General features: G+C 64.7%; 22 protein-coding genes. 12 read left to right on the top strand and 10 right to left on the bottom strand.

Annotation, left to right across the window (positions count from 1 at the left end; translation table 11 throughout):
• Positions 1 to 82 precede the first annotated feature (82 nt).
• From IT350_18630 to IT350_18670, 9 genes are all read left to right on the top strand, one after another.
• A complete protein-coding gene (locus tag IT350_18630) occupies positions 83 to 2,008 on the top strand; it encodes a hypothetical protein (protein MCC6160074.1) in 1,926 nt (641 codons plus the stop codon).
• Positions 2,009 to 2,129: 121 nt separating this feature from the next.
• Positions 2,130 to 2,981 carry an ATP-dependent sacrificial sulfur transferase LarE gene (gene larE / locus IT350_18635; protein ID MCC6160075.1) on the top strand — a complete coding sequence of 284 codons (852 nt, stop codon included), beginning with the start codon at positions 2,130 to 2,132 and terminating at the stop codon, positions 2,979 to 2,981.
• Positions 2,978 to 3,751 (top strand): inositol monophosphatase, encoded by a 774-nt coding sequence (locus IT350_18640; protein MCC6160076.1) that lies wholly within the window; start codon positions 2,978 to 2,980, stop codon positions 3,749 to 3,751. Before larE ends, IT350_18640 begins: the two co-directional genes overlap by 4 nt.
• Positions 3,752 to 4,056: 305 nt before the next feature.
• Positions 4,057 to 5,361, top strand: coding sequence for a hypothetical protein (locus IT350_18645; protein MCC6160077.1), 1,305 nt, complete (start codon positions 4,057 to 4,059; stop codon positions 5,359 to 5,361).
• The gene (gene bioD / locus IT350_18650) at positions 5,361 to 6,086 is read left to right on the top strand and encodes a dethiobiotin synthase (protein ID MCC6160078.1); all 726 of its coding nucleotides are present in this window, start codon (positions 5,361 to 5,363) and stop codon (positions 6,084 to 6,086) included. Before IT350_18645 ends, bioD begins: the two co-directional genes overlap by 1 nt.
• Positions 6,087 to 6,275: 189 nt before the next feature.
• Complete coding sequence (locus IT350_18655; GenBank protein MCC6160079.1) at positions 6,276 to 6,632, top strand: (2Fe-2S) ferredoxin domain-containing protein; 357 nt, start codon at positions 6,276 to 6,278, stop codon at positions 6,630 to 6,632.
• Complete coding sequence (locus IT350_18660) at positions 6,629 to 7,471, top strand: shikimate dehydrogenase (protein MCC6160080.1); 843 nt, start codon at positions 6,629 to 6,631, stop codon at positions 7,469 to 7,471. The genes IT350_18655 and IT350_18660 overlap by 4 nt, the downstream gene beginning before the upstream one ends.
• Positions 7,456 to 7,986, top strand: coding sequence for a shikimate kinase (locus tag IT350_18665; protein MCC6160081.1), 531 nt, complete (start codon positions 7,456 to 7,458; stop codon positions 7,984 to 7,986). The genes IT350_18660 and IT350_18665 overlap by 16 nt, the downstream gene beginning before the upstream one ends.
• Positions 7,983 to 9,455: a VCBS repeat-containing protein gene (locus IT350_18670; GenBank protein ID MCC6160082.1), complete on the top strand. Its 1,473-nt coding sequence runs from the start codon at positions 7,983 to 7,985 to the stop codon at positions 9,453 to 9,455. Before IT350_18665 ends, IT350_18670 begins: the two co-directional genes overlap by 4 nt.
• Positions 9,456 to 9,467: 12 nt before the next feature.
• Here IT350_18670 and IT350_18675 read toward each other — a convergent pair whose 3' ends face one another.
• The 5 genes from IT350_18675 to IT350_18695 form a co-directional block, all read right to left on the bottom strand.
• Complete coding sequence (locus IT350_18675; protein MCC6160083.1) at positions 9,468 to 10,397, bottom strand: hypothetical protein; 930 nt, start codon at positions 10,395 to 10,397, stop codon at positions 9,468 to 9,470.
• 151 nt (positions 10,398 to 10,548) lie between these two features.
• Positions 10,549 to 10,935 (bottom strand): hypothetical protein, encoded by a 387-nt coding sequence (locus tag IT350_18680; protein ID MCC6160084.1) that lies wholly within the window; start codon positions 10,933 to 10,935, stop codon positions 10,549 to 10,551.
• Positions 10,871 to 12,685 carry a short-chain dehydrogenase gene (locus tag IT350_18685; GenBank protein MCC6160085.1) on the bottom strand — a complete coding sequence of 605 codons (1,815 nt, stop codon included), beginning with the start codon at positions 12,683 to 12,685 and terminating at the stop codon, positions 10,871 to 10,873. The genes IT350_18680 and IT350_18685 overlap by 65 nt, the downstream gene beginning before the upstream one ends.
• Positions 12,686 to 12,818: 133 nt before the next feature.
• Positions 12,819 to 13,451 (bottom strand): O-methyltransferase, encoded by a 633-nt coding sequence (locus IT350_18690; protein MCC6160086.1) that lies wholly within the window; start codon positions 13,449 to 13,451, stop codon positions 12,819 to 12,821.
• Between the two features lie 42 nt (positions 13,452 to 13,493).
• Positions 13,494 to 15,260 (bottom strand): hypothetical protein, encoded by a 1,767-nt coding sequence (locus IT350_18695; protein ID MCC6160087.1) that lies wholly within the window; start codon positions 15,258 to 15,260, stop codon positions 13,494 to 13,496.
• 107 nt (positions 15,261 to 15,367) lie between these two features.
• Here IT350_18695 and IT350_18700 point away from each other — a divergent pair, with 107 nt between their 5' ends.
• The gene (locus IT350_18700; GenBank protein MCC6160088.1) at positions 15,368 to 16,186 is read left to right on the top strand and encodes an SDR family NAD(P)-dependent oxidoreductase; all 819 of its coding nucleotides are present in this window, start codon (positions 15,368 to 15,370) and stop codon (positions 16,184 to 16,186) included.
• Here the strand turns inward: IT350_18700 and IT350_18705 are convergent.
• The 5 genes from IT350_18705 to IT350_18725 form a co-directional block, all read right to left on the bottom strand.
• Positions 16,183 to 16,512 (bottom strand): thiosulfate sulfurtransferase, encoded by a 330-nt coding sequence (locus IT350_18705; protein ID MCC6160089.1) that lies wholly within the window; start codon positions 16,510 to 16,512, stop codon positions 16,183 to 16,185. The genes IT350_18700 and IT350_18705 overlap by 4 nt on opposite strands.
• Positions 16,513 to 16,541: 29 nt before the next feature.
• Complete coding sequence (locus tag IT350_18710) at positions 16,542 to 17,405, bottom strand: acyltransferase family protein (GenBank protein ID MCC6160090.1); 864 nt, start codon at positions 17,403 to 17,405, stop codon at positions 16,542 to 16,544.
• Positions 17,406 to 17,561: 156 nt separating this feature from the next.
• Entirely contained in the window at positions 17,562 to 19,787 is a 2,226-nt protein-coding gene (locus IT350_18715) for a hypothetical protein (GenBank protein MCC6160091.1), read from the bottom strand.
• Entirely contained in the window at positions 19,784 to 22,081 is a 2,298-nt protein-coding gene (locus IT350_18720) for a hypothetical protein (GenBank protein MCC6160092.1), read from the bottom strand. The genes IT350_18715 and IT350_18720 overlap by 4 nt, the downstream gene beginning before the upstream one ends.
• A 107-nt stretch (positions 22,082 to 22,188) precedes the next feature.
• Complete coding sequence (locus IT350_18725; GenBank protein MCC6160093.1) at positions 22,189 to 22,638, bottom strand: transcriptional repressor; 450 nt, start codon at positions 22,636 to 22,638, stop codon at positions 22,189 to 22,191.
• 104 nt (positions 22,639 to 22,742) lie between these two features.
• Between IT350_18725 and IT350_18730 the strand changes: the two genes are divergently transcribed.
• Positions 22,743 to 23,024: a hypothetical protein gene (locus IT350_18730; GenBank protein MCC6160094.1), complete on the top strand. Its 282-nt coding sequence runs from the start codon at positions 22,743 to 22,745 to the stop codon at positions 23,022 to 23,024.
• Between the two features lie 171 nt (positions 23,025 to 23,195).
• On the top strand, positions 23,196 to 23,603 hold the full coding sequence (locus IT350_18735) for a hypothetical protein (GenBank protein ID MCC6160095.1): 408 nt from the start codon (positions 23,196 to 23,198) through the stop codon (positions 23,601 to 23,603).
• Positions 23,604 to 23,744: the final 141 nt, after the last annotated feature.

The following is a 23,744-nucleotide window of genomic DNA, read 5'->3' on the forward strand; positions in this document are numbered from 1 at the left end:
TGGTTCCTCGCGGCCGAAAACCGCCCGGGCTCGCGTCGCCGGGCGGACTCTCCTTCATCGCGGAACGCCCCGGAAGACGGCCATGAAATTGCGGATTTTGACCTGCATCCTGATGCTTGCGTGTTCGTCCGTCGCCATTGCGTCGGTTTACTCTCCAGAAGACACGGTCGCCGCGGTGGAAGCGGACGAGCGCTCGGGCCTGATCGACTTCGACACGGCCGCGCTCTACAAGACCTACGCGTTTTTCGCCCCGGATCGACTGCCCGCCGCCTACCGGCAGGTGGCGTCCGAACCGTTGCACCACGAGTGTGCGACCGGATTTCTGCTGAAACTCGGTCCCGATCTCAAACGTGTGTCGCCCGCCGTGCGCGACGAGATCCGGACCATCGCGCCGAACATCCCCGACCTCAGCCGTCCACCGGTCGCGTCGCGTCCCAAGTCGGCCATTACGGCGCCGGCGGATTTCCCCGACGGGTACACGCCGCCGAACGTCTACTACACGGAGCATTTCGCGCTGCGTTACGGCGATGGGGCGTCGTACACGAACGACGAGCTCGAAGCCCTCGGCGACATCATGGAAGAGGTGTGGGACGTCGAGGTCACCGACATGGGCTATAATGCGCCGTACGGCTCCGACGATTACTTCACCGATATCTACGTGGGCAATTCGGGCAACGGCGCGCCGTCGATCAGCTTCGAGGGCGCGTACACGACGATCTACGACTCGTGGCCCGACACCATGGCCCATATCGTCATGTGGCCCACCATTCTCGACTACGAGTCGTCGTTCAAGGACATCATGTCCCATGAATTCTACCACGTCCTGCAGTTCCAGATCGCGCTCACGGGCTGCTTTCAGCACATGAGCGGTTCGGGTTCGGACTGGGCGGTCGAGGCGACGGCGACGTGGGCAGAGGACGAGGTCTTCGACGACATCAACAACTACGCGTACTTCGTCGACTACCACATGCAGAACGTCGAGCAGACGATCTTTGCGTTCTCGAGCGGCGCTCCGATCCAGTATTCGCGCGCGATCTATTTCAAGTTCCTGTCCGAGAACTACGGCGGCCGGGATGCCCTGCACCACATCTGGAACGACTGCAACGCCAACATCTGGTATTCGGTCGACAGCTATCTGCAGGACTACGAGACCACGACGACGTTCGACACCTTCCCCGAATTCACGCGTAGGACGCTCTTCCGCGACTACGAAGAGGGCAACCTCTACGACAGCCCGTATGTGCTCGACCATGTCAACGACTACCCCGCCGCCGAACTGTATGACACGGGCAAACTCCCCGAGCCCTACGGAACGGCATACGTCCAGTTTCAGCCGAGCGGCGGCGAGACCTCGCTCAATTTGCGGGTACGCGGCGAGCCCAAGTACGGCAACCGCGATATCGACTACGACCTGACCATCGCCAAACAGCGCGCCAACGAGACGGTCGAAACCGAAACGATGACCGAGTCGGGCGCGGGCAACGTCGGCGACATCACGGTGGACGGTTTCGGCGGCGAGTGGACACGGATCTATCTCATCGTGACGCCCCGCGTGCAATTCTCGGGTGGGAGCGCGAATGGGATTCCGTTCTCGATTCAATCCAGCGAGGGCGACGATCCCCTGCCGCCCGAACCGACGGGCGACGATGACGACGACGATACCGACGACGATGCGGATGACGACGACGCCGATGACGACGACGCTTCGGACGACGATGCGGACGATGACGACGGCGGCAATGCGTGTGTCGATGCGCTCGAACTCATCTACGGGGGCTGTGACCTGTCGCTCATGAACGGAGGCTCGGCGATGGACGCTCAGGAGGCGCTCGATTCCTGCGAATCCGGCGGCGGTCCCTGGGCGTGCGTCGAAGCGTGCGTCGACGCGGTGAACTCCTGCGGCGACCTCGAATCGTGCCTGACGGGTCAGTGCGGAATCACGACGGATGACGGCGGTTCGAGCGGTGACGACGACGACGATGACGACGGCGGTTCGTGCGGCTGCTGACGCCGTCGCCGATCTCCCGAAATTTCTCGACGGCGGGGCATTTTGTCCCGCCTTCGTTTTTGGACAAAATCTGATCGCCGTCGTGGACAGTGCCGCGCGCATCCGGTAAAAGTTGGGCGCGATGAACACAGCCGTGAAACACTCCGATCTCGAATCCAAGCTGGAGCGCTTGCGGTCGATCCTCGTGGAGATGGAGCGATTTCTCGTCGCGTTTTCCGGCGGCGTCGACTCGGCGTTCCTGCTGGCCTTCGCGGCGAAGCACGTCGGCGACCGCGTGACGGGGCTCATCGCCGACGGGCCGTCGCTGCCGCGATCGGAACTCGCGGACGCGCGCGATTTCGCAAAACGGGTCGGGGCGAATCTGCGCGTGGTGACGAGTCACGAAATCGAAAACGCCGACTACGCCGCGAACAACCCCGACCGCTGTTTTCACTGCAAGACCGAGCTGTTCTCGATCTGCGCCAATGACGCTGCGCGTCTGGGAATCCATTGGGTCTGCGACGGGTTCAACGCGGACGACGAGGGCGACTATCGCCCGGGCAAGCGCGCCGCCGCGGAGCGGCAGGTCCGCCATCCGCTCGCCGAGGCGGGGATGACGAAGGATGACATTCGCGAGGCGTCGCGCCGGATGGATCTTCCGACGTGGGACAAACCCGCATTCGCATGTCTCGCATCGCGGTTCCCCTACGGCACTTCGATTTCGGTCGAGCGGCTCGGTCGGGTGGAGGCGTGCGAGGAGGCGTTGCGTCGCGAAGGCTTCCGGGGGTATCGCGTCCGGTTCCACGGCGAGATCGCGCGCGTCGAGGTTCCGCCGGCGGAGTTTAGGCGTTTGCTGGATGAAGACACTCGTGCGCGCGTGATCGAAGCGATCAAGGCGCAGGGATTCACGTACGTCGTTCTCGATCTCGAAGGCTACCGATCGGGTTCGATGAACGAATCGCTCGACGCCGAAACGAAAGCCCGCCATCAATGACCGACCGGCTTCAAACGGTGATCGCCGTCGCCCGTGACGCGGGCCGGCTGGCGCTCGACCTGCGTCACGACCTTCGCGTTGAAACCAAGCCCGACGGTTCCATCGTCACGAACGCCGATGTCGCCGTGCAACAGCACATCGCCCTGGCGCTCGGCGCCGCGTTTCCGGATTTCGCGATCGTCGGTGAAGAAGGCGGGCTCGGCGGCGGCGACCTGAGCGGACCGACCTTCGCCGTCGATCCCATCGATGGCACCGATTCCTACCACCGGGGCTTCGTTCACTTCGGCGTCTCGATCGGGCTCGTGGAAAACGGTCGGTGCACGCTCGGGGTGTTTTTCAATCCCGCGCTCGATCTTCTCTATGCGGCGGATGCGGGAGTGGCGTATTTGAACGGGGAGCCGCTTCCCCGGCTCGTGGATCGCGGCCTCGGCGAGGGCCGGCTCCTTCTCGCGCCCAGCAACTTCCACCGCTACTACACGACGACGTTCACGGGAAAAATCCGCGGATACGGCAGCGTGGCGCAGCATCTGTGTTACGTGGCTTCGGGCCAAGCGGCCGCGGCGCTCGCGTTCAGGTCGCACATCTGGGATCTCGCCGCGTCGCTCGCGATTCTCGACGCCGTCGATGGGCGCTATCTCGATCTGAACGGGCGGCCCTTCGATCCCGCGCCGACCCTGAACGGCGAAAAGATCATCGACGCATATCTCGCGGCGCCGGCTGACTGTTGGGGCGAAATGGCGGCGCACATCGCGCCGCGACCGCGCCCGTGAGGGCGATCGGCAAACGCCATTTCGCAGCGCTTCACGAGGGGAGAATTGGTTGCGGACACCGACCGGGTGGTCGAGTATTTTTGGCCCCGATGGGACGGGCCGCGAGCGGTCTCTGTGGATAAGTCGACGATTTGCCCACAGGTTTTCCGAAGCAAAAAAGGGCATGTGGACAATTAAGTGGATAACGTCGAAATCCGGACAGATTCACTGGAAAAATTCTGTGGATATCGCTGTGGTCACCGCATTTTGACCAACGCCGCCTCGGGCTGATAAAGAGGGTGTTCTCCACAGGGCAGGGGCTTGACATGAAGTTGCGCGCAATCCGAGTTTCCGCGGCGATCCTCTGCGCCGTTTTGGCGTTCGCGTCGTCGGCGTGGGCCGACAATCGGCAACTGGCCGAGAGCCTGCGTGCGAAGCTGCTCCAGCTTCCGGGTTTCGAGGCCGTATACGAGGGGAAAAACAACGCGACCGGCGCGACGCTGCGCATCGAGGTGAAGTTCGCTTCGCCCGACCGTGTCCGCATGGATGTCGTGTCCAAGAACGTACGAACGGTTTACGACGGCAAGCGACTCATTCATTTCGACGAGAAGTCGGGCACCGTGCTCGAGATGAGTCTCGAAAACGCGCGCCGTGTCGTGAAGGAATCAGCCAAGTCCCTCGCGACGCTCGACTGGCTCGTGTCGGGCGCGAAGTCGTGGCCGGATCAGGCGGACGTGTTCCCGTTCGTGCTGCTCGACCTGACGGAATCGAACGCGGAACTCGCCGTCTATTTCGGCGCGCGCGCGTGTGACGCCCCGTGGCTCAACCGTCTTGCCGCGAACCCCGACGAACCCGAGATCGGCGACTCCGAGATCGTCGTGTCGTACGGCGAATTCACGCACCGCATCGACCCGAAAACCGGCGTGCTCGTCGCGGTGGAGCATCGCGAGAACGATGTCGTCGTTCGTTCACTTACGCGCACGTCGTTCGAGGTCAAGAAGCCCGATCCCGCCGTCTTTCATCTTACGCTGCCGCCCGTGACGCGCACCGAGCAGGCGCAGTCCGATTCCAACGCCGTCGACGCGGTCGTGCGCAGCCAATTCAACCTCCGCATCGACGCCCTGCTCGCGGCGTCGGCGGCGAGGTGGAAATCGACCACGCCGGAAGACAAACAAAAGATCAGCGCCGCGGTGACGGAATACTGGCGCATCGCGTTCGCCGCGAACGAGGATCTGAAGAATCGTCTCTTCAAGCTCATCGACAGCGACCAGAGCGTCGCGCTCATTCGTGAGCAGCTCGACGACGCCGAGGCGAAGAAAACATGGGTCGCCGAGCAGAAGGTCGAGGGTAATCCCGCGATCGAAGAGCTGTGGCGCAACAACGTGTCCGTCACGCTCACGCAGGAGATTCTGCGCGAGGCGGCTGAACCTTATCGCCGAGAGATTTTCGAATCGGTCATCAAGAGCGTGCGCGCGTCGGCAAAGGCACACAAGTTGTCCGAGGACGAGGCGAACGACCTGCTTCAGCGGCATACCGAGGGCATCGTGCTGGCGCTCGTCGAGGCGCTCATGGCGCCGATCCGTACGCACGTCGACGCGGCGGTCGCCAAGGCCGCGAAGCTCAAGCCCTGATGCCCGCCGGGCACCCCCCGCGCGCACGGCTGATCGCCGTCACCGGCACTGACACGGGCGTCGGCAAGACGTGGGTCGCATGCGCACTCGCTCGGAGTTGGTCAGCGAGAGGGCTTCGCGTTCGGGTCTGCAAGCCGCTCGAAACCGGTTGGCCGAGTGAAGGGGCGGCGGACGAAACCGACGCGGGACGACTCCGCCTGGCGGCGGGCGCGGATCAAGCCATCGAAGACGTTTGCCTCTACCGCTTTCTCGATCCCGTCGCGCCGTATGTCGCGGCCCGGGCCGAAGGCGTTGTTATCGATACGGAACGCGTTGCGAGGCACATCGAACATCTTCTCGACGGTTGCGACGTTGTCCTCGTCGAGGGAGCGGGGGGACTTCTCGCACCCCTCGCGCCCGGTTGGACGCTTCTCGACCTTGCGGCCCGGACGGGCGCGGTCGTGGTGGTGGTCGTCGCCGATCGGCTCGGCTGCCTGAATCACGCGCTGCTCACCGAACGCGCACTCGCGAACGCGGGGGTCTTTCACCTCGGTTTTGTGATGAATCAACTGCCGGGAACCGGCGATGATTCGCGGTTGTCGAACGAAAAGACCCTGGGCGATTGGACGCACGCGCCGATCCGGCGAGCGCCGGAGAGCGCGGACTCCGATGCCTGGGGACGGATCGCCGAGGCGATCCTCGTCGGAACCGGCGAACGAGGGCGGCAAAAACCTCCTCAATCGTGAACGCGAACCGGACGGGGATCGGCGGCAGCGGAACGGCTGGTAATCCGCCCGACAACCGTTTCGATCAAGGAGCCTGGACCCCTCCCTTGATGTCGCCGCCGGTCCCCTTCCAATTTCCCCGATCTTCCCCCCAAACGAATCGGGGCGATTCGATTGACATGCCCCCGGCCGGCGGTCTTGTATGTCGCCATGAATGAGATCGCGGCGAGAAAGATCGCGGCACTTCGCCTCGGGCAATGCACGCGGCACATCTTTTTGTGCACCGGTCCCGACTGCTGCCATGCCGAGCAGGGGCTCGAAGCGTGGGAGTTTCTGAAAAAGCGGATGGCCGAGCGCGGATTGTCGCCCGGAAACGTGCTGCGCTCCAAGGTCGGTTGCCTGCGCATCTGCGCTGATGGGCCGATTTGCCTCGTCTATCCCGAGGGCACCTGGTATCGCGGCGCGACGCCCGAGGTACTGGAGCGCATCATCGAGGAACACCTGATCGGCGGACGGCCCGCGGACGAGTTCGTCATCGCCGTGAATCCGCTCCCGCCGAGCCCATGAGCCCGCCGACGAAGTACGGCATCATCGGCTACCCGCTCGCCCATTCGGCGAGCCCCGCCATCTACGCCGCCGCGTTTCTCGCGCTCGGCATGGACGCGACCTTCGACCGCATCGAGGACAAGGACGGCGAGCGCGCCTTCGCCCGCGCCCGTGACGAGGGTTATACGGGAATCGCCGTCACGATGCCGCACAAAAAGATCGCCGCAGGTCTGTGCGGCGAGATTTCCGAAGACGTCGATCACACCTCCGCGGCGAACACCGTGGTCTTCGGCGATCCCATTCGAGCCTACAATACAGATGTTGCGGGGGTGCGCGCCGCCCTGGACAGCGTGGAATTCGATTGTCGCGGCAAGTCGGCGACGATATTCGGACTCGGCGGAGCATCCCCGGCCGTGTTGCACGCGTTGATCCTCGCGGGAATTGAAGATGTCTGGGTCGTCACACGGTCAAAAACGGACGGCGACGTTCATGTGAATGGGTTTGGAGATCACGAGATCCTCGTCCGCATACGGCTGCGCACCGAGATGAGCATTCGCGAGGCCCTTGCAGCCTCGACGCTCGTCGTCAACGCGACGCCGCTGGGAATGAAGCCCGGCGATTCGCTCCCCGCTCCGAAAAAGCAACTGCGTCGGGACATGGTGGTGCTCGACGCGGTGTATCGTCCGGCGCGCACGCGGTTCCTGCTCGAAGCCATGGGGCGAGGCGCGACGGCGATTCCCGGCACGCGCTGGTTTCTCGGCCAGGCGGCTGAGCAGTTCCGGCTTCTCACGGGTCGTGAAGCCCCCGTCGAGGCCATGCGCGAGACGCTGGCCACGGTCCCCGGATGCGACTGGTTTTGATCGGTCCGCGCGGCGCGGGCAAGTCCAAACTGGCGCGTCGGCTGGCCGCCGCATTCGAGCTGCCGTGCGTTGCGAGCGACGAGGAAATCACCCGCGCCGTCGGATGCTCGATCGCGGATTTTGTCGCGGCGAAGGGATGGAGTGCGTTTCGCGAAATGGAAACGGTCGTCCTCGAAAACATCCTGCGCGAGCATCCCGGCGATCTACTGCTGGATGCGGGTGGGGGGCTGATTGTCGCGGAGCGCAATCGCGAAATGCTTCGAGCGTTCGATGCAAAGATTTTTCTTACCGCGAGAATCGAAACTTTGGTCGTGCGCGTTGCTCGTGATCGAAACCGTCCGCCGCTCACGGATGCCGCCGACCCCATCGAGGAGATGCGTCGCGTGACCGCGGAACGCGAACCGATCTACAGGTCCCTGGCGGATTTGACGATCGACACGTCGGACGCCTCGCCCGACGAAACACTGGCGATGGCGACCCGCTGGATTCGGTCGCATCTGGAGAATCATCCATGAAGTCCCCGACGCTCGTGGCGGCCATGGTTGCGGCACTCGTGTCCGCGCCGGCTTGGGCTCTCGAATTTCGAGAAAGCGCGATGCAGTCGACGGGGTCGATCCGATCCGTCGTGGCCGACGATCTCGACGGCGACGGGAAGCTCGAAATCCTCGTGTCCATCACCGCCGGGACGCCGCCGAACGAGAAGCGGCGAATTCAGATCTTTCACATCGGAGCGAACGGCTACGACGCGCAACCTCGATGGACGCTCGACGTGCCCGCGGGCGCGACGGTCTTCGACACCGGCGATGTGGACGGCGACCGCGCGGCGGAGCTGGTGTGGATCTACCGCAACCGCGTCGGCGCGGTGGATTTCGCCGCGTCGGGACCGGGCGACGAACGCACCCTCGTGGACAAAGGCTGCGGCGTGTGCTGGGCCGATCGCACCAAAGCGCCCGTGCTCGACCTTGTGCGGGACTGGCGCGGCGACGCATCGGTCGAACTCATGCTGCCCGGCGACGGCGAGTTTCGCTTTTTTGAGCGACGCGATGGCGCGTTCGTCGCGGCCGAGACGGTTGCGGTCGAGATGGAGCGCGACCTGCACAGCGCAAAGGCGACGAAGTCCGAAAGCTACGGATTCTCCGTCACCGCCACGATCAAGGTTCCCGAGTGGGCGCTCGTCGACTACGACAACGACCACGACGCGGACCTGTACGTCGTCGGCAACGAGCGGATCTGGGTCGTCAGGCAAACCGACGGACGTTTCGAATCGAAAACCACGACGTCGCGCTTTTTCAAGATCCGCTCCGAACAGGACTGGAAGCGTCAGGACGTGACCGTCTCGACGCACGTGCGCGATCTGGACGGCGACGGCTTCGGCGATCTCGTGTTCAACAAGTTCGGCGGCAGCATCACGAATTTCTCGTCGGACATCCGCGTCTATCGCGGCGGCGCGGCGGGGCTGCCGACGAGTCCGACCTACACGCGGCAGTTCGAGGGATTCTCGGGTCTGCTCAAGTTCGCCGATGCGGACCGCGACGGTCGCGTGGACATGATCGCGCCGGGCGTGGAGGTGAGTATCGGCAAGATCATCCGCGTGCTCACCGTCAAGAAACTCGACATGGAGTACGGGCTCTACCGCTGCGACGGGTCAAATCTTTACTCGCAGGAACCGACGCAGAAGTTCGATGTTCCCTTCCACATGAGCACCGGCGACGAGACGGAGTTTTCGGGCACGCCGCCGGAGTACGGGCAGGACTTCAACGGCGACGGCAAGCCCGACCTGCTGATCGGCGTGAGCCCCGATGAGATTGTGGTGAAAACGGGAAAGAGCGGGCTCGATTTCACGGGCCCGACGGCGACGATCAAAGCGCCCGCTGCGAACGGCGCGGAGGTGATGGATCTCGACGGCGACGGGAAGACGGACCTGCTGATTTGGTATGGAACGGCTTCGCGACAGGGGCAGTTGAAGGCGTTTTTGTCGCGGTGAGGCGGTGGGCGCCTAGAAGTTCATGTTGATCATGAGCATGTGCGAAAAGTTCTTGGGATTCTCGACGTCGCCCCGGAACGAATAGCCGAGCGTCCCCTCGGGCGCGTACCACGCGATGCCCGCGCCGTAGCGGTCGCGGTCGTGAATCTGATCCCAGTTGAATCCGCCGCGCAGCACGAGTCCCGCCTTGGTCATCGAGCGATAGCGATACACGAAACCTTCCGCGCCCAGCGCGAAGTTGAACGTGTTGACCTCGTCCACGTCGAAGATCTTGGTTGCGTCGAAAGAGACGGTGGCATAATCGAGCACGAACCCGGCGAGGCCGATCGAGAACTCGCGCTCGATCAGATAGGGATCGGGGCCGCCGAACATGTTGCGTCCCGCGAGCCCGATGGCGAAGTAGTCGATCGCCTTGATGAGCACACCCGCGTCCATGTTGATATTCGACGAGCCCGGCTCGAGCTGCCGGTATTTGCCCGACGCGCCGATGAAGAAGATGTCGGCCGCGCCGCCGGCGATGGCGAGCGCCGCCTGGTAATCCTTGCCCTCGGCGAAGGTGCGATTGGGAAAGTTCGCCGCCGTGAACGACAATCCCGCCGCGATCGCGTTCGTCGTCTTGCCGTCCACGATCGACAGGTGCCAGAAGTCCGAGATGTTCTTTTCGTGCTCGTCGACCGTCGATTCCTCGTCCGTGAAGAACTGATTGTTGAAATCGTCTTCTTCCTCGAGCGGCTCGATGTCGTCGCTGTGGAGCTTTTCGTAATCCAGAATCTCGTACTCGCGGCGCTCGTACTCCACGTCGAGGCTGTACGTCTCGATCATGGCGATGCCCGCGGGGTTGATCTGGATCGCGTTGTTGTCGTCCGCGACGCCGGTGAACGCCGTGCCCATGCCCCCGGGTTTGACGCCCCAAAACCAGACGGCCTGGGCGGGCGAGGCCATGACCGCGGTGGCGATCAGGATGAGAAAAACGAGGCGGAATGCGCCTCGATTCCGTGAATGTCGATTGGAAATCACGGCGGGAACTTAGACGTTTCCGCCGCCGGTGTAAAGAATCGGGGCGCGGTGGCCCGCGGGACGAACGGGGACCGTTTCAATAGGCGCAAAGCGCCATGCGTTTCGCGAAGTCCTCGCAGTCGCGCGCGTCGCACGATGCCTGGATGCGGCATTCGAACGCCGCCTGCTCGACCGTCTCGCTCGCGATCGCTTCGTTGCAGGCGGATGCGAATTCCGCCGCGTCCGGCGTTTCGCCTTCGATCTCGACCACGCCGTGGCAGTCCTCAAAGATCGCCAGCGCCATTCCGCTGCAATCGCAGGTGCGGTCGATGTCCTCGTCGTCGAACTCGTCGCCGTCGCAGGTACACGAACCCGTCGCCGCGAGCGCCGTCAGCAGCGCGACCGCGATGGCCGCCCGGCTAAACGCGCGGCGGACGCACGCGCGGGTGCGAATAGGTCTTTCGGCTGCCTTCTTCCTCTTCATTGAAGATCCATCCGACGATCTCGCCGACGTTGAGGACCGTTTTGCCCCGAACCGCGATCTCGTAGCGCTTGCGGTGCACCCGGCTGCTCGTGCCCATTCCCGACTGCGTCTGCTTCCAGCCCATCGACTCGATCTCGGCGGCGAGGCGGGCGAGCCGAACGCACCAGTGTTTCATGTTCGAGACGCGAAGATCAACCCAGCCGTCGTGCGCGTAGCGGTCGAGTCGCTTGGCGTCGATTTCGATCGTATTGCGTCCCCGAAACGGCGGAATCACGATATTCGGCCCGCGCAGCATGCTCTTGCCGTCGGGCATCAGGATCGGAATGCCGATCGAAATGATGCGCGCACGCAGCGTTTTGTCGCGGCGTACGAGCCGCTCCAGATCGGCCGACATCTTCGCCGGGTCGGCCTTCGTGGCCGTTGCGATATCGCCATAGACACGACGCAGCAGGTGGGTCTCGTAAAGCAGCTTCGACAGGCGCGGCGGGCCGAGCAGCTCGAAGGCGATGCTCTCGTCGCCGCTCTCGGCCTGCATATCGCGCAGCCGCTCGAGCGCGATCTCGCGCATCACGCCCGCGCGGTAGGTCGATTTCATGACCGAGTTCGACAGCATGCCGATGATGTCGAATCCCGTGTTGCCGCCGAGCAACTCCTCCTTCACGTTTTTGGCGATCTCCTCGGGCGTCACGTATTCCATCTGACCGGTCGTGGTGATCGCCTCGAACTCGGCCGCCGAGAACAGGCCGTTTTCGCCCGTGTTGATGTACACCGCCTTCAGCGGCTCGCCGATCGGCCGAATGCGCGCGTCGCCCGTCGCGACGAGATCCACGGTTTTCGACACGTCGAACGGCGCGCGAAGGTCGCAGTCGTACAACTCGATGGGCTTCCCCGCCTTGCGGATTTCGCCCCGGTCGATGTCCTTCCACGCGATGGCCGCCGCCGGTTTGACCTCCATGGTGAACGCGAATCCCGGCGTGTTGTTCATGAGGAAGAGCAGCAGCGAATGCGCCCCCGCCACGGCCGACTTCGACAGCAGCTTCTGGCTCGGCTTTTCCTCGCTGTGCGTGTAGGGGATGTTGAGTCCCATGCCGCCCGTGCCCGTGGTGCCGATCTTGAAATAGCTTCGCGTGCCCGCCGTTTTCATCGCGTTGTACAGAATCTGCACGTGCCGGATCAGTCGGGGCAGGTAGTTCGACGCGATCTGAATTCGCGCGCTTTTCATCATCGCCCGCACGGCTTCGGCATAGCCGGGATCGGATGGATCGAGCGCCTCGACGTCGCGCATGCGAAGGCGAAGATCGAGCACGGAGGCGTAAACGTCGCGATACGCGACGCCCGTCGCCGTGTTCACGGCGTCGATGACGACATCGGGTTTGTAGCGCGTGACGAGACGGTGGAGGTAGTTCTTCGTCACGTCCACGGTGGACAGATCATTGAACGTGTCGTCGATGATCCGGTCGAGCGTCGCGGTATCGGTAATCGCGCGCGCGTCCATGTCCTTGAATTCGATGCGCGCGAAAAGATCTCCCCACTCCGGGACGAGTTTCGTCGTGACGCGCGTCTTGCCGGTATCCGAGAGAAACCCGATCTCCTGGGCGAGATCCAGAACGGCGTCTTTCGACTCGCTCTCTTTCAGCGAGCAAACGACGAGTTTTTTCGGATTTTCCTTGAGCAGTTCAAAGCAGATTGCGCGACCCACCAAGCCCCATCCGCCCAGAACCAGAATCGTCTGGCCCTTCAGCGCCGGCATGCAGACCTCCAGAACATCAAAGGGAAAAATCGAGGAGGAAAGGCCCCCGAAAGCCCGGCGATGATACCGCCGGGCCGGGCGGTGTCAACGAAAATGTGCCCGTTTTCGGGCGGTTCGAGGTCTGCGCCAGCCCCTAGAGCTTGACCGCGACCGCGAGCCCGTCCCGTACCGGCACGATGGCGGAAAACGCGTCCGCGCGGGCGAAGAGGTGATCGTTGAAGGTGCGGATGGCGGTGGTGGACGGCGCGGCGTCGTCGGTCGCGACGCGGGCGCTCCACAGCACGTTGTCGGTGATGAAGAGTCCTCCGGACCGCAGCTTCGCGAGTGCGACGTCGATCACCTCCGGGTACTGCTCCTTGTCGATATCGTTGTACACGATGTCGAAGGAACCCGGCTCGCGCGCGAGGATCTCCTGCCCGATGCCGACGCGAAAGTCGTAGCGCCCCGCGAATCCCAGCGTGTCGAGATGCGACGCTGCCCGATCACGATTCCCGGCGTCGCCGTCGGTCAGTACGATCCGTCCCTCCGCGGGCATGCCGGTCAGGAACCAGTACGCCGAGTAGCCATAGCCGGAGCCCATCTCGAATACGGTTCGCGCATTTGTCGCCCGGGCGAACAGAGCGAGCAGGCGACCGACATGCGGCCCGATGATGGGAAATCGACGCTCGGCCGCGTACGCCTCCATGCGCGCGACCTCATCGGGGCGCTGGGGGATCAGGGCTTCGAGATACCGGTCGAGCCCTTCATGAAACATGCTCACGGCCATTCGAATATCCTTTCCAACGGCGAGCGAGTTTTGAAAACGCGGTCAGTGCGCCGCGTCGAACTCCACGCGAAGAACGGTGAGGCTGTGCGGGGGAAGGTCGAGCGTCACGCGCGTCCCGACCTGAACGAAGACGGCGTCCGACGCGCGATACTCGCCCGTCGCGTCGGACTCCAGCGACGTCGGCGCGTAGAGCGCGGCGCCGGTCACGCGCGCATCGCGATCGATCTTCACATCGACCTGCGTATTCGAATCCTGCACGCGGTTCAGCAGTACGATCGTTCCGCGCGTGCCCTGCGCGTTCGCGAACGCCGTCGCCGCCACACTCGTGTATTCGAGCGCCGTCCGCTCGAACGAATACGAGCGCGACGTCATGCGCAGCGTGCGAACGGGCACGGTGCGGCCGAGCATCGCACCGGCCATCATGTCGGTCACCTCGAACGACGGCATGTTGACGAGGGCGCCGTGGGTGCCTACGCGAAATGGGTTGAACCAGCGCTCGACGAGCGCGTCGCGATCCTCGCCGTCCTCTCCGAAGGCGAGCGCCATGTGCTGGCACGCGGCGTCGATGCCGAGATTCGCGTACGCGATCAGCATATCGGCGATGCCGAGCCCCACCACGGGCTGGTCGCCCCGCGCGAACCGAAAGCGCGAAAACGCTCCGGCGACATGGTACTCGGTCACCGCGACGCGAAGCGGCTCCGCGCGGGGCAGCGCGTCGAGTTCCTGTCGGAGCCGCGTGTAGAGGGGCGAAAAGAGGTCGCTGCCCGCGAGCAGCAGCTCCGACGAATTTTTGTCCCAGAACCCAAACACCGACGCGTCGTCCACTTGATACTGGTGAATGACGACCGCCTCGACGGCCGGGTGCGTGAGCAGGTCCGCGAGCGACGCGATCGAGGCGGATGTTCCACCCCACGCGTCCATCGACGCCTGCGAAAGCGGAACCCAGAAACGGGCGACCGGCTCCACGGCCAGCACGGCTTGAATGTACTTCAGGGCGCGTGCCGCGTAGTTCGCGGGGTCCTCCGCGGGTTTTCGATGCCACGCCGGATCGCCGCCGTTCTCGGCGCGGGGATTCGCGTAGGAGAATCGCCCGGTCTGCGAGTACGCCGTGTTCCACCAGCCGAAGACCTCATTGCCGATTTCGAACGTGGTGTGATTCCACGGATTTTCGTAGCCCCAGTATCGGCGAGCCCCGGCCATCGCGTCGCCCTCGTCCGTACTGTTCAGGTGACGCACGTACGCGGCGGCTTCGAGCGCCGTCCCCGATCCGAAATTGAGCGTCACGAGTCCGTCGCCGCCGATCTCGTCCATGATCGCGTGATACTCGAAGGTCGCCATGTTGTCGTCTTCGGCGACTGTGCGATCCGGGCGGACGAAATCCCAGAAGTGGTAGCCGTCGCCGCCGAGCATTCCATCGATCTGCAAGCCCGAGAAACGCACCAGGGGCGGTCGGCCATCGGCGGGCCGGATCGACGAGAGACGCGAAACGGCTTCCGCCATCCACGGCGTGCGCCACTCGGGATGCAGCGGATCGCCTTCCGGTGCGTAGAGTGTGCCGCGCCCGATATTCCAGCCGATGAGTCGCCCCGTTTCGCTCGTGGGCCCCGCGAAATTCACGGCGAGCACGATGGGCGCGGAATCGGTGTCGACATCGGAGGGAACATCGCGAAGCTCGACGTCGGGGTGCGGCGCGGAATCGGCCGACGGCTCCGGAGTGTCGGCTTGGCGTTGCTGCTGCGCGCAACATGGGGCCAGCGCGATCCAAACGATCGTTGCGAACAGCGCGGGGATCGAACGTGGGCCCCTCATCGCGTTTTGCCCTGGCAGGGAAATCGCCCGAATTGTCAGACGGGCGGGGTAGCCTTGTCAAACCCGGGCGCGGACAATGCGAGCATCATGACAAACGATGTCCGGCGATGACGCCGCAGCGGGTCGAGAGTTGGCGCGCGAAGTACGGTCCGTGGGCTCTCGTGACCGGGGCGACGGCCGGTATCGGAGCGCACTTCGCCCGCGAACTCGCTCGGCGTGGGCTGAACCTCGTCGTGAACGCGCGCCATCGGGACGAAGTCGAGGGCGTGGCGAGAAACCTCGCCGAGCAGTTCGGCATCGAGACGCGGGCGGCGATCGCCGATCTGTCCCGGCCGGGCGACGTGCGTGCGCTCCTCGACGGCATCGCGGATCTGGAGATCGGCCTCGTGATTCAGAACGCGGGGACGATGACGCTCGGTGCGCTGTGCGACGCGGACATCGACGCCGAACTGGGCGTCGCGGCGCTCCACGTTGAATCGACGCTGATGCTCGCGCACGCCCTCGTCCCGCCGATGCGCGGACGCGGGCGGGGCGGTTTCGTCATCGTGTCCTCGACGATGGGCGCGTTCGCCGCTCCCTACGCCTCGAACGCCGCCGCGACGAAGGGTTGGCAACGTCAGTTTGGGATTGCCCTCGCCGAGGAACTTCGCGGCAGCGGCGTAAACGTGCTCGTGCTCTGCCCGGCGCTTACGGACACACGTGCGATTCGCCGCCTGAATTTCCGCGCGCTCGGCAAGCACCCAATGCCGGTGGATGTGCCGGTGCGCTCGGCGCTCGACGCGCTGGGACGGCGGACGCTTGTTACCGTCGGTTGGACAAATTCGCTCGCGGGCGCGCTGCTGGGATTGCTGCCGCGCACATGGGTCGCGCGGGTCGTCGGGCGTTATCTGCGCCGACTTTCGATCGATAACCCATCCTCGCGCTAGGCCGAGCGCTCCGTGGGGAACTGTGGCCGCCACGCCTCGAATCCGCCGGTGATACTGCACACGTCGGTGAATCCGCGCGAACGCAGGAAATCCGCGCCGCCGACACTCACGTAGCCGTGATAGCAATAGACGACAATGCGCGCGTCCTTGGGCGTTTTTTTGACGAAATCCTCGACGTTGTCGTCACGCAGGTGGACCGCGCCGGGGACGTGAGCGCTGGCGTAGTCGCGTCCCATGCGCACGTCGACGAAGACAGCGGTCTTTTCGTCGAAGAGGCGTTTGGCTTCCTCTACGTCGATCTCGCAAACCTCGGGCTCCTCGTACATGAATGATCTCCCGCGCCGGAACTACGCGATCAGATCCGGTCGGCGCTCGTTGCGATCAGGTCCGGTCGGCGTTCGTTGTCGAAAACCTCGCCGAGGCGGGGCCACCGATGTCGTTCGGGGTCCGTCTCGCGGTACTGCATCATGGCGTCGATGCCACGGCGCACTTCGTCGCGCACGAGGTCGCGCAGTTCGCGCGCGGCGTCGAGGTCGTCGAAATGGCCGCCGTAGTTTGCCGTGGCGATCGGTTTGCCGAAGCGGATGTACACGCGCTCGCGGCGCGGGATCAGCGTCGGGCCGACGCCCCGGACGATCGGGAGAATGGCGTCCTGACGAATCCCGAGCGCGGCGATCGCCTTGCCGATCGGCGTCTTCATGATCATCGGCGAATCGATGACCACGCGGTAGATTTCGTCCGCGCCGATCGCGGAGAACGGAATGATCGGGCAGCCGTATCGGATGGCGAACCGCGCGAATCCGACGCGGTCTTTCCAGATCACCTGATTCGTTTCCCCGCGCTGCTTGAACGCCTCGCGCGCGCCGCCCGGAAAGATCAGCACGCACTCCCCCGCGCCCAGCAGCCGCGCGGCGTGTTCGTGCGTGCCTTCGAGCACGCCGAAGTGCGTCATGATCTCGCGCCACACCGGGACCTGGAAGTGCGCCCGGTCGCCCAGCGCGTGGAGGTAGATGTCGTGCCGGAAGTACAGCTCCTCGAACATGAACATCGAGTCGAAGAACGCGAAGAGGCTGTGGTTGCCGATGAACAGGAGCGGGCGATCGGCCGGGATGTTCTCGCCCCCGAAGATGACGGGACGCACGAACGCGCGCCACGGCGCGAGGATCTTCGACACCGCGTCCATTTCCCAACGCGACGGCTTGGCCACATGCTCGAGCAACGGCAACACTCCCGGACGAGGACGCCGATTGGCGGCGAAACGAGGGGGGCGGCCCGTGAGCCGTCCCCGCGACGCCGTTCCTTTAGGGGAATTCCCGCGCCGGATCAAGAACCGGGGCTTACCGTTCGGAAAGTCCGGGGCGCACCGTGACGAAGATCATCCCGCACGCTGAGCACGCCGGGCTGCGAGCCACGTCGCAAACGCACGCGCCGCGACCACGCCGAGGCCGATCACCGCGCCAAGCACCACGCCGCTCGTCGTTCCCGCGAGCCACGCAAGCGAGGCGAGAGCCGCGCCGAACATCGCGAATCGGCGAAGTCCCTGCCCGGAATCGGACAGAATCGTCCGCACGCGCCACGAGAGCGCGAGTGCGCCCGCGAGACCGAGCAGCCACACGAGCGACTTGAGCGACTCGAGCACCGACGAGAGCGCGAAGCCGAGCCGCAGCGTGGACGCCTCGCCGATGGTGACGAGTTCCCGGTAACGCAATTCGGTTCCCGCTTTGGGAATGGTGAAGCGCGTCGGCAATGCTCCGCCGGTGTCCTGCGCCGACTGTGCCGCACGCAGCCGCTCCTGAAAATTCAGTTCGGCTTTTTTCTGCGAATCGTCGCCGTCCCAGTAGCCGCGGCCCGCGCGTCCGCCAAGTTTGCCGAGCGCGCCCGACTCCGCGGGAGCAGGCGCTTCGGGAACGGCCATCTCGCCGCTCTCGAAGTCCCCCGCAATCGGCGAGGCGATCACAACCGGCTGCGTCCAAAGCCTCATCGACCCGCCAAGACGCGTGAACCGGAACCGCTCGGGCGCATACACGGTCAGGTACGATTGCGAGATCGGCAGATCGACGAGCGGCATGGCCAGATTCGCCGTGCCCGCCAGGCGGATGTGACCGGGAAGCTGCGTGTAGAAGATCACCTCGACGTCGAAGCCCGTGGACTCGTCGTTGCCGCCCGCGGATTTTTCCAGCGGCAGCAGCATCGCCCCTTCCTTGGTCTTGCTCGGCTTCACGGGCTTGCCGGCGACGAAGCTGCTCCACAGCGCCGTCTTTTCGCCTTCCGGCAGACGCACTTCCAAGAACTGTTTGCGATTGTTGCGCACGCGGTAGATCGCACTCACCACGCAGTCGCCGTCCTCGGTGATTTGCACAATGTAGTTCGCGCGGTCGATCGCCGCGCCGAGCACGGCCTGCGTCTGATGGCGCACGACGCGCAGCTCGCCCGAAAACGGATGACGCAGATATTTGTACGAGAGCACGATGGGGTTGGTCGCGCCGCCCGCGAGCCCCGCGGGCAGTTCCTTCACGTCGACCGGCTGCAGGTCCTTGATGTTCGCGGGCGTCACCTCGACGCCGCCCGTGACCTGCACGGCGAAGTGGCCCCGGTCGCGCTCGACGCCCTGCGCGGGCAGGGCCGGGAAGGGCACGGTGAATTCCTCGCCCTCGATGGATCGCTCCAGCACCACCGTAAGCGGGTACGCGCCCTTGACCTCGTAACCGATCGTGGCGATGAGCATGCGCGTCGCGGCATCGACGCGCCAACCGGCGATCGATGCGCCGGTGACATCCACGACCTCGTACCCCTCGGGCACCGCGAGCGTGAACTCGGTGATTGGCGCGTGACGCACCTCGTAGTCGAGTTGCACCACGGCGCGGACGAAGCCTTCGTCGATGCTCACGAGGGTGCTGGTGTCGACGAGCACCTTCGACGGCAGCTTTTCTTCCTTTGCGGCGGCGTCGCCTTCGGCCTTGTCGAGCGCGACGTTGTAACGCACCACGAGCTGGTCGCCGGTGAGGACGGCGGTGACCAGACCCTTTTCGTCGTGCATCGTCGCCCCATCGATGGTGACGCCGGAGAGCTTCGCGCCGTAAGTCAGTCGCAGCACCTGCCCCGCCGCGTCGGGCAGCCCGAGCTCGACGCTGCCGGGGCCGGGACGCATCGGTGCATCCACCTCGAAACGCATCGTCAGTTTGTGCGCGGCGGGTCCCTTGAGCACGAGTTCGATTTGGCCGCCGTTGTCGTTGACGGGCGCGGTTTGGCCGTCGAGCAGAATGTCGGCGACGGGCGTGGATGACGGCACGAGCGGGCACTGAACCCAGTCGGTCCCGAAGACCGTGAGGGGATAGTCGGCGGTGAGTTCGAGCCGCCCCGCGTCGAGCTTCGCCGTCAGCGTGCCTCGTCCGAGCGCGTAGGCCACGGGCGGCGGGGGAGGCGGCGTGGGCGTCTGCCCTTGAAGCTTTTCGCGCAGCAGCTTGAAGTCGGCCCACGGGATGCTGACCTCGCTGCCGTTGATGTCGGGCAGCGTGTCTTCGGCGTTGGCGACGCCTGCGAGCGCCGCGACGAGCGCGAGAGCGAGCACGACCGGATACAATCTTTGTCCAATTCGCGTCATGACCCGCTCCCTTCGTCCGCGTTCGCGATCGGCGCGACGGGCGGAGTAGGCGGAGGACTCGGCGGCTCCCTGCGTGGGCGGTTGGCGATGGCCTCGCGGCCCTTGATGACGAGGACGCGCGAGACGGCGAAGAGGGCGCCGACGAACGCGGCGAGCGCGAAGTCTTCGAGGCCGAAACCGATGAAGACGCCCAGCACCGCAGGCGCGGCCATCGCGACGAGCGCCGTACGGCGGGCGAGCGGGCCGGGTTCGGGAAGCGAGGGTTCGAAGCGACGCAGGATGCGCCGGGCGACGCTCTCGCCGAATACGAGCGCGAGGATGGCGAGCACGAACGAAATCAACGCCGACGAGCGGTAACGCGCGTAGGCGAACGACAGATGCGGCTTTTCGCCCGGGTCCACGATGCGGGTCTCGAAGGTCATGGGCATGCCGTCCCATGCGATCTGCACCGCGACGGGGAGCGCGCCGCGCGTCATGGCGTTGGAGTACGCCACGTTCTCCGCGGCGGCCGGCAGATCGAATCCCTGTTTTTGCACGAGCGTCTGTTGGGAGCGGTAGATGCTCAGTTCGTCGGCCTTCTCCTTCACGCCCTTTTTGTCTTCGCTCCGCAGCAATCCATCCAGTTCCCCTTCGAGATTGCGCTTGTCCTCGTTCTGGTCGGGCGGAACCGTCGATGCGGCGAGGCCGCCTGGTCGCAGCGTGCCGGAGAAGCCGAAGTACCGGTATCCGCGCGGAAGGTAGGTTGTCAGCGCGACGCGCTGCACGGGAACGTCGATCGCGGGGAGGTCCAAGCCGCGCCGCCAAAGGTACGGGATCATGCGTTGCTGGCGGAAGTATGTGAGGCGCAGCGTCGTCGTTTCGCGGCCCTCGGCATTCGCCACGGGTAGGAGCAATACGCCGTCTTTCACTGCGGCCTTCACCGGTTCGCCGTCGCGAAACACGCTCCACACATCCGCGCCCGGCGGCAGCGTGACCTCGATGAACTGGCGGGCGCGGTTCGCCACGCGCAGCGTCGCTTCGACGAGTTCCTTGCCGCCGTTCGTCAGCATCACCGCGTAGGTCGCCTGGTCGACCGCGCACGCGAGCACCGAGGCGTCCTCGTGGCGCGCGATGGCGAGTTCGGCGGTCGCGGGGTGCGTGACGTATTTGAAGCCGAAGAGCACGGTCAGATCCGCGACCGCGCTCAGGTCGGGCGGCAGTTCGCGCACATCGAGCGGCGCGAGGTTCGCGGTCTTGCCCGCCGTCACCTGCACATTGCCGCGCACCGCCACGGCGAGATGGCCGACCTCGTGCACGATGTCCCGCACGGTGATGTCCGCGGTCGTGAAATTCGCCGACGCCTCGGCGGGAAGCGACTGCTCGAGCGTAAAGGCGATGCGGTGATGCCCCGCGGCTTCATACGCCAGTTCGATTTGAAGTTCCTTACCGCCATCCACCTCGACCGCCTTCCAGTCCGCGAGACCGTTGGTCGTGACGTCGGCGACGTTGAGCCCGGCCGGGAGAGCGATCGTGAATCGGCTCACCGGCTTGTGCAGGATCTGGTAATCCACCACTGCCGTGTAGACGGCGAGACCTTCGGTAACGGTGACGAGCGTTCGCGTCTCGGCGGTCACCCGCGCCTGTTCGCGTTCGGCCTTCGGGGCGCGACGCGACCACTCGACGCGGACGGGATCGGCCTGAACGAAGGAACCGATGGCCACGGTTTCGGTCGAGCCGTTCTCGACGCGCATGTGGCCGCCGGAAACGAGGCGCACGTCGAGATCCGGCGCGCCGAGGTGAACGTTGAGCCGGTTCACGGGCGAAGTGACGGTCGGTAACGAGAAACCGCGCGGCCCGCCGGTGTCCTCGACGGGGACCTCGATCCGCAGTGTCAGCACGTGCGCGCCGGGAAGGTCGGTCACGACGTGCAGCCTCCCGTCGTTTTCGGAACCCAACGCGACCGGCTTGCCGTCGAGCTTCGCGTCCAGTACCGGCGCGTAGGCCGAAAGAATCGGCACGCTCGACCAGCCCCTGGGCTTGAGCACCTGAATCCCCACCGTCACCTCCGCGACCGCGTGATCGCCGACGACACGCACCACATAGTCGGCGCCGGTGACGAGGGCGTCATGCGGGGGCGGGGGAGGCTCGACGGTGCCACCGGCGGTGAGGCGTTCGAGGATTTTCTGAAAGTCGCTCCAGGGGATCGACAGGGAGCTGTTCGGAAGATCCGGCGCGCCGGCTTCCTCGGCGTTCGAGGCCGCCGGCAGAAGCAGGGCGCAGATCAGCATCAGGGCAAACGTCGATCCCCGTCGCATGTCGAACTCCAAGGCGATGCTGTGGACGCAAACAAACGATAACGCGGGCACGGGCCGGTGTCGACCTCACACCGGTGATCGCCGCCGCGCGGCGCGCGAGCATGATTTCACGGGCCGGTCTTTTCCCTTTTCGACACATCGCCGGCCGGTCGGTTCCCGATCTCGCCGCGCCGATCCCGCTCGGCCGATGCCCAGCACTCGGCGCAGAGCCCGTACACGAAGACCTCGAAGCGTCTCGGCAGAAACCCTTCGGGCAGGAGATCGTCGACATCCCGTTCGCCGCCGCCGAGGTTGAAGACCTTTCGGCAAGACTCGCACACGAAGCGAAATGGGGATTCGTCTCGGACGATTTCGAACCGCGCGGGCTCGCCGGGAATCTCGACGCGGCGGATCGACCCGGCGGCAAGTTCGATCTTCAGGTTGCGATAGACGGTGGCGATGCCGATGCGCGGGCTGAACGCGCGCGCCGCGTGCAGGATCTGCTCGATCGTGAGCGGCGCCGGCGCACGGTCCAGCACCTCGCGCAGGGCTCGTCTCGGCTCGGTGTTCCGGGTCATGCGACTCCTCGATCGGTATCTTCCGGAAAGACCGGGGAATGTCCATCGGTTTCGCCGCAAACTTCGATTTGCCACGAGTCGCGGGGAACGGTAGAATTTCTCGGATGCTTTGGACGTTGCTGTGCGGGTTCGTGGCGTTTTCGTTCGTCGTGGGCGCGTGCGGCGATGGCCGCGACGATTCGGGCCGCGTCGGCGGGACGACGACCGACGACGACGATGACACCGTGGACGACGATACCGGCGACGACGACACGAGCGGCGTCACCCAGTGCTATGTGGATGCGGTGGTCGAGCAGGGCGACTGCGCAACGCGGCCTGCTTCACGCCGCTCGGTTCGTGCATCGGCACGTGCGCGGGGCGCTGACCCGACGCCCGTGATGCGATGAAGGCGTTCTGTCGGCTCGAATCCGCGAGGATTTCGAACCGAAGTTATTTTGCGAAAAGGTCCCTAAGGCCCTCAGTTTTCTGAGACCAATCCCTCAAAAAATTTTCGTTGCGCGCGCAATTCGGCTGTGATAGAGAGAAGCCACCCTAACCCCTAAGGAGGTTCGAAACCGATGAAGACCCAATTCCTGTGGCTCGTGACCGTCCTGTTCCTCATCACCGGCATGATGGCTGCCGGCTTCGTCGCGTGCGGCGATGACGACGACGACGACGACGACGACACCGCGGACGACGACAGCGGCGACGACGACGACGACGACGACAGCTCTGATGACGACGATGACTCGGCGGACGATGACGCGGCCGATGACGACGCCGGCGATGACGACAGCGGAAGCTACTGCGAAGAGGTTGTGGCTGCGGTCGTGGCGTATTGTCCCGATTTGGACGAAGCCGAACTCTACGCGACCGTTTGCGAAGAGAATGATGACGCTGACTGTCTCGCGATCTGCTACGACACGTACGACGATTGCGCCCTGATCGTCGATTGCTACAACAGCAACGAGTGCGCCGGTCTCTAATCCTTCCTGAAGGATCGTCCCAAAATCCCCGGGTCTTCGGTCCCGGGGATTTTTTTTATGCGTACGAAAAATTCATCGACTCGGGCGCGAAGATGTGAGAAAATTCACGCATATGTATGTCCCCATGTGGGAGCGTGGCCA

The sequence above is a fragment of the Deltaproteobacteria bacterium genome (assembly GCA_020845895.1).
In the GTDB taxonomy this organism is placed as follows: domain Bacteria; phylum Lernaellota; class Lernaellaia; order JACKCT01; family JACKCT01; genus JADLEX01.

Excerpts from the sequence above, each read along its gene's own strand:
- IT350_18720 (MCC6160092.1), bottom strand. The coding sequence starts at position 22,081 with ATGCGACGGGGATCGACGTTTGCCCTGATGCTGATCTGCGCCCTGCTT.
- bioD (MCC6160078.1), top strand. The coding sequence starts at position 5,361 with ATGCCCGCCGGGCACCCCCCGCGCGCACGGCTGATCGCCGTCACCGGC.
- IT350_18655 (MCC6160079.1), top strand. The coding sequence starts at position 6,276 with ATGAATGAGATCGCGGCGAGAAAGATCGCGGCACTTCGCCTCGGGCAA.
- IT350_18705 (MCC6160089.1), bottom strand. The coding sequence starts at position 16,512 with ATGTACGAGGAGCCCGAGGTTTGCGAGATCGACGTAGAGGAAGCCAAA.
- IT350_18685 (MCC6160085.1), bottom strand. The coding sequence starts at position 12,685 with ATGCCGGCGCTGAAGGGCCAGACGATTCTGGTTCTGGGCGGATGGGGC.
- IT350_18675 (MCC6160083.1), bottom strand. The coding sequence starts at position 10,397 with ATGGCCTCGCCCGCCCAGGCCGTCTGGTTTTGGGGCGTCAAACCCGGG.
- IT350_18700 (MCC6160088.1), top strand. The coding sequence starts at position 15,368 with ATGACGCCGCAGCGGGTCGAGAGTTGGCGCGCGAAGTACGGTCCGTGG.
- IT350_18630 (MCC6160074.1), top strand. The coding sequence starts at position 83 with ATGAAATTGCGGATTTTGACCTGCATCCTGATGCTTGCGTGTTCGTCC.
- IT350_18670 (MCC6160082.1), top strand. The coding sequence starts at position 7,983 with ATGAAGTCCCCGACGCTCGTGGCGGCCATGGTTGCGGCACTCGTGTCC.
- IT350_18690 (MCC6160086.1), bottom strand. The coding sequence starts at position 13,451 with ATGGCCGTGAGCATGTTTCATGAAGGGCTCGACCGGTATCTCGAAGCC.
- IT350_18695 (MCC6160087.1), bottom strand. The coding sequence starts at position 15,260 with ATGAGGGGCCCACGTTCGATCCCCGCGCTGTTCGCAACGATCGTTTGG.
- IT350_18680 (MCC6160084.1), bottom strand. The coding sequence starts at position 10,935 with ATGAAGAGGAAGAAGGCAGCCGAAAGACCTATTCGCACCCGCGCGTGC.
- IT350_18730 (MCC6160094.1), top strand. The coding sequence starts at position 22,743 with ATGCTTTGGACGTTGCTGTGCGGGTTCGTGGCGTTTTCGTTCGTCGTG.
- IT350_18735 (MCC6160095.1), top strand. The coding sequence starts at position 23,196 with ATGAAGACCCAATTCCTGTGGCTCGTGACCGTCCTGTTCCTCATCACC.
- larE (MCC6160075.1), top strand. The coding sequence starts at position 2,130 with ATGAACACAGCCGTGAAACACTCCGATCTCGAATCCAAGCTGGAGCGC.
- IT350_18725 (MCC6160093.1), bottom strand. The coding sequence starts at position 22,638 with ATGACCCGGAACACCGAGCCGAGACGAGCCCTGCGCGAGGTGCTGGAC.
- IT350_18715 (MCC6160091.1), bottom strand. The coding sequence starts at position 19,787 with ATGACGCGAATTGGACAAAGATTGTATCCGGTCGTGCTCGCTCTCGCG.
- IT350_18660 (MCC6160080.1), top strand. The coding sequence starts at position 6,629 with ATGAGCCCGCCGACGAAGTACGGCATCATCGGCTACCCGCTCGCCCAT.
- IT350_18665 (MCC6160081.1), top strand. The coding sequence starts at position 7,456 with ATGCGACTGGTTTTGATCGGTCCGCGCGGCGCGGGCAAGTCCAAACTG.
- IT350_18645 (MCC6160077.1), top strand. The coding sequence starts at position 4,057 with ATGAAGTTGCGCGCAATCCGAGTTTCCGCGGCGATCCTCTGCGCCGTT.
- IT350_18640 (MCC6160076.1), top strand. The coding sequence starts at position 2,978 with ATGACCGACCGGCTTCAAACGGTGATCGCCGTCGCCCGTGACGCGGGC.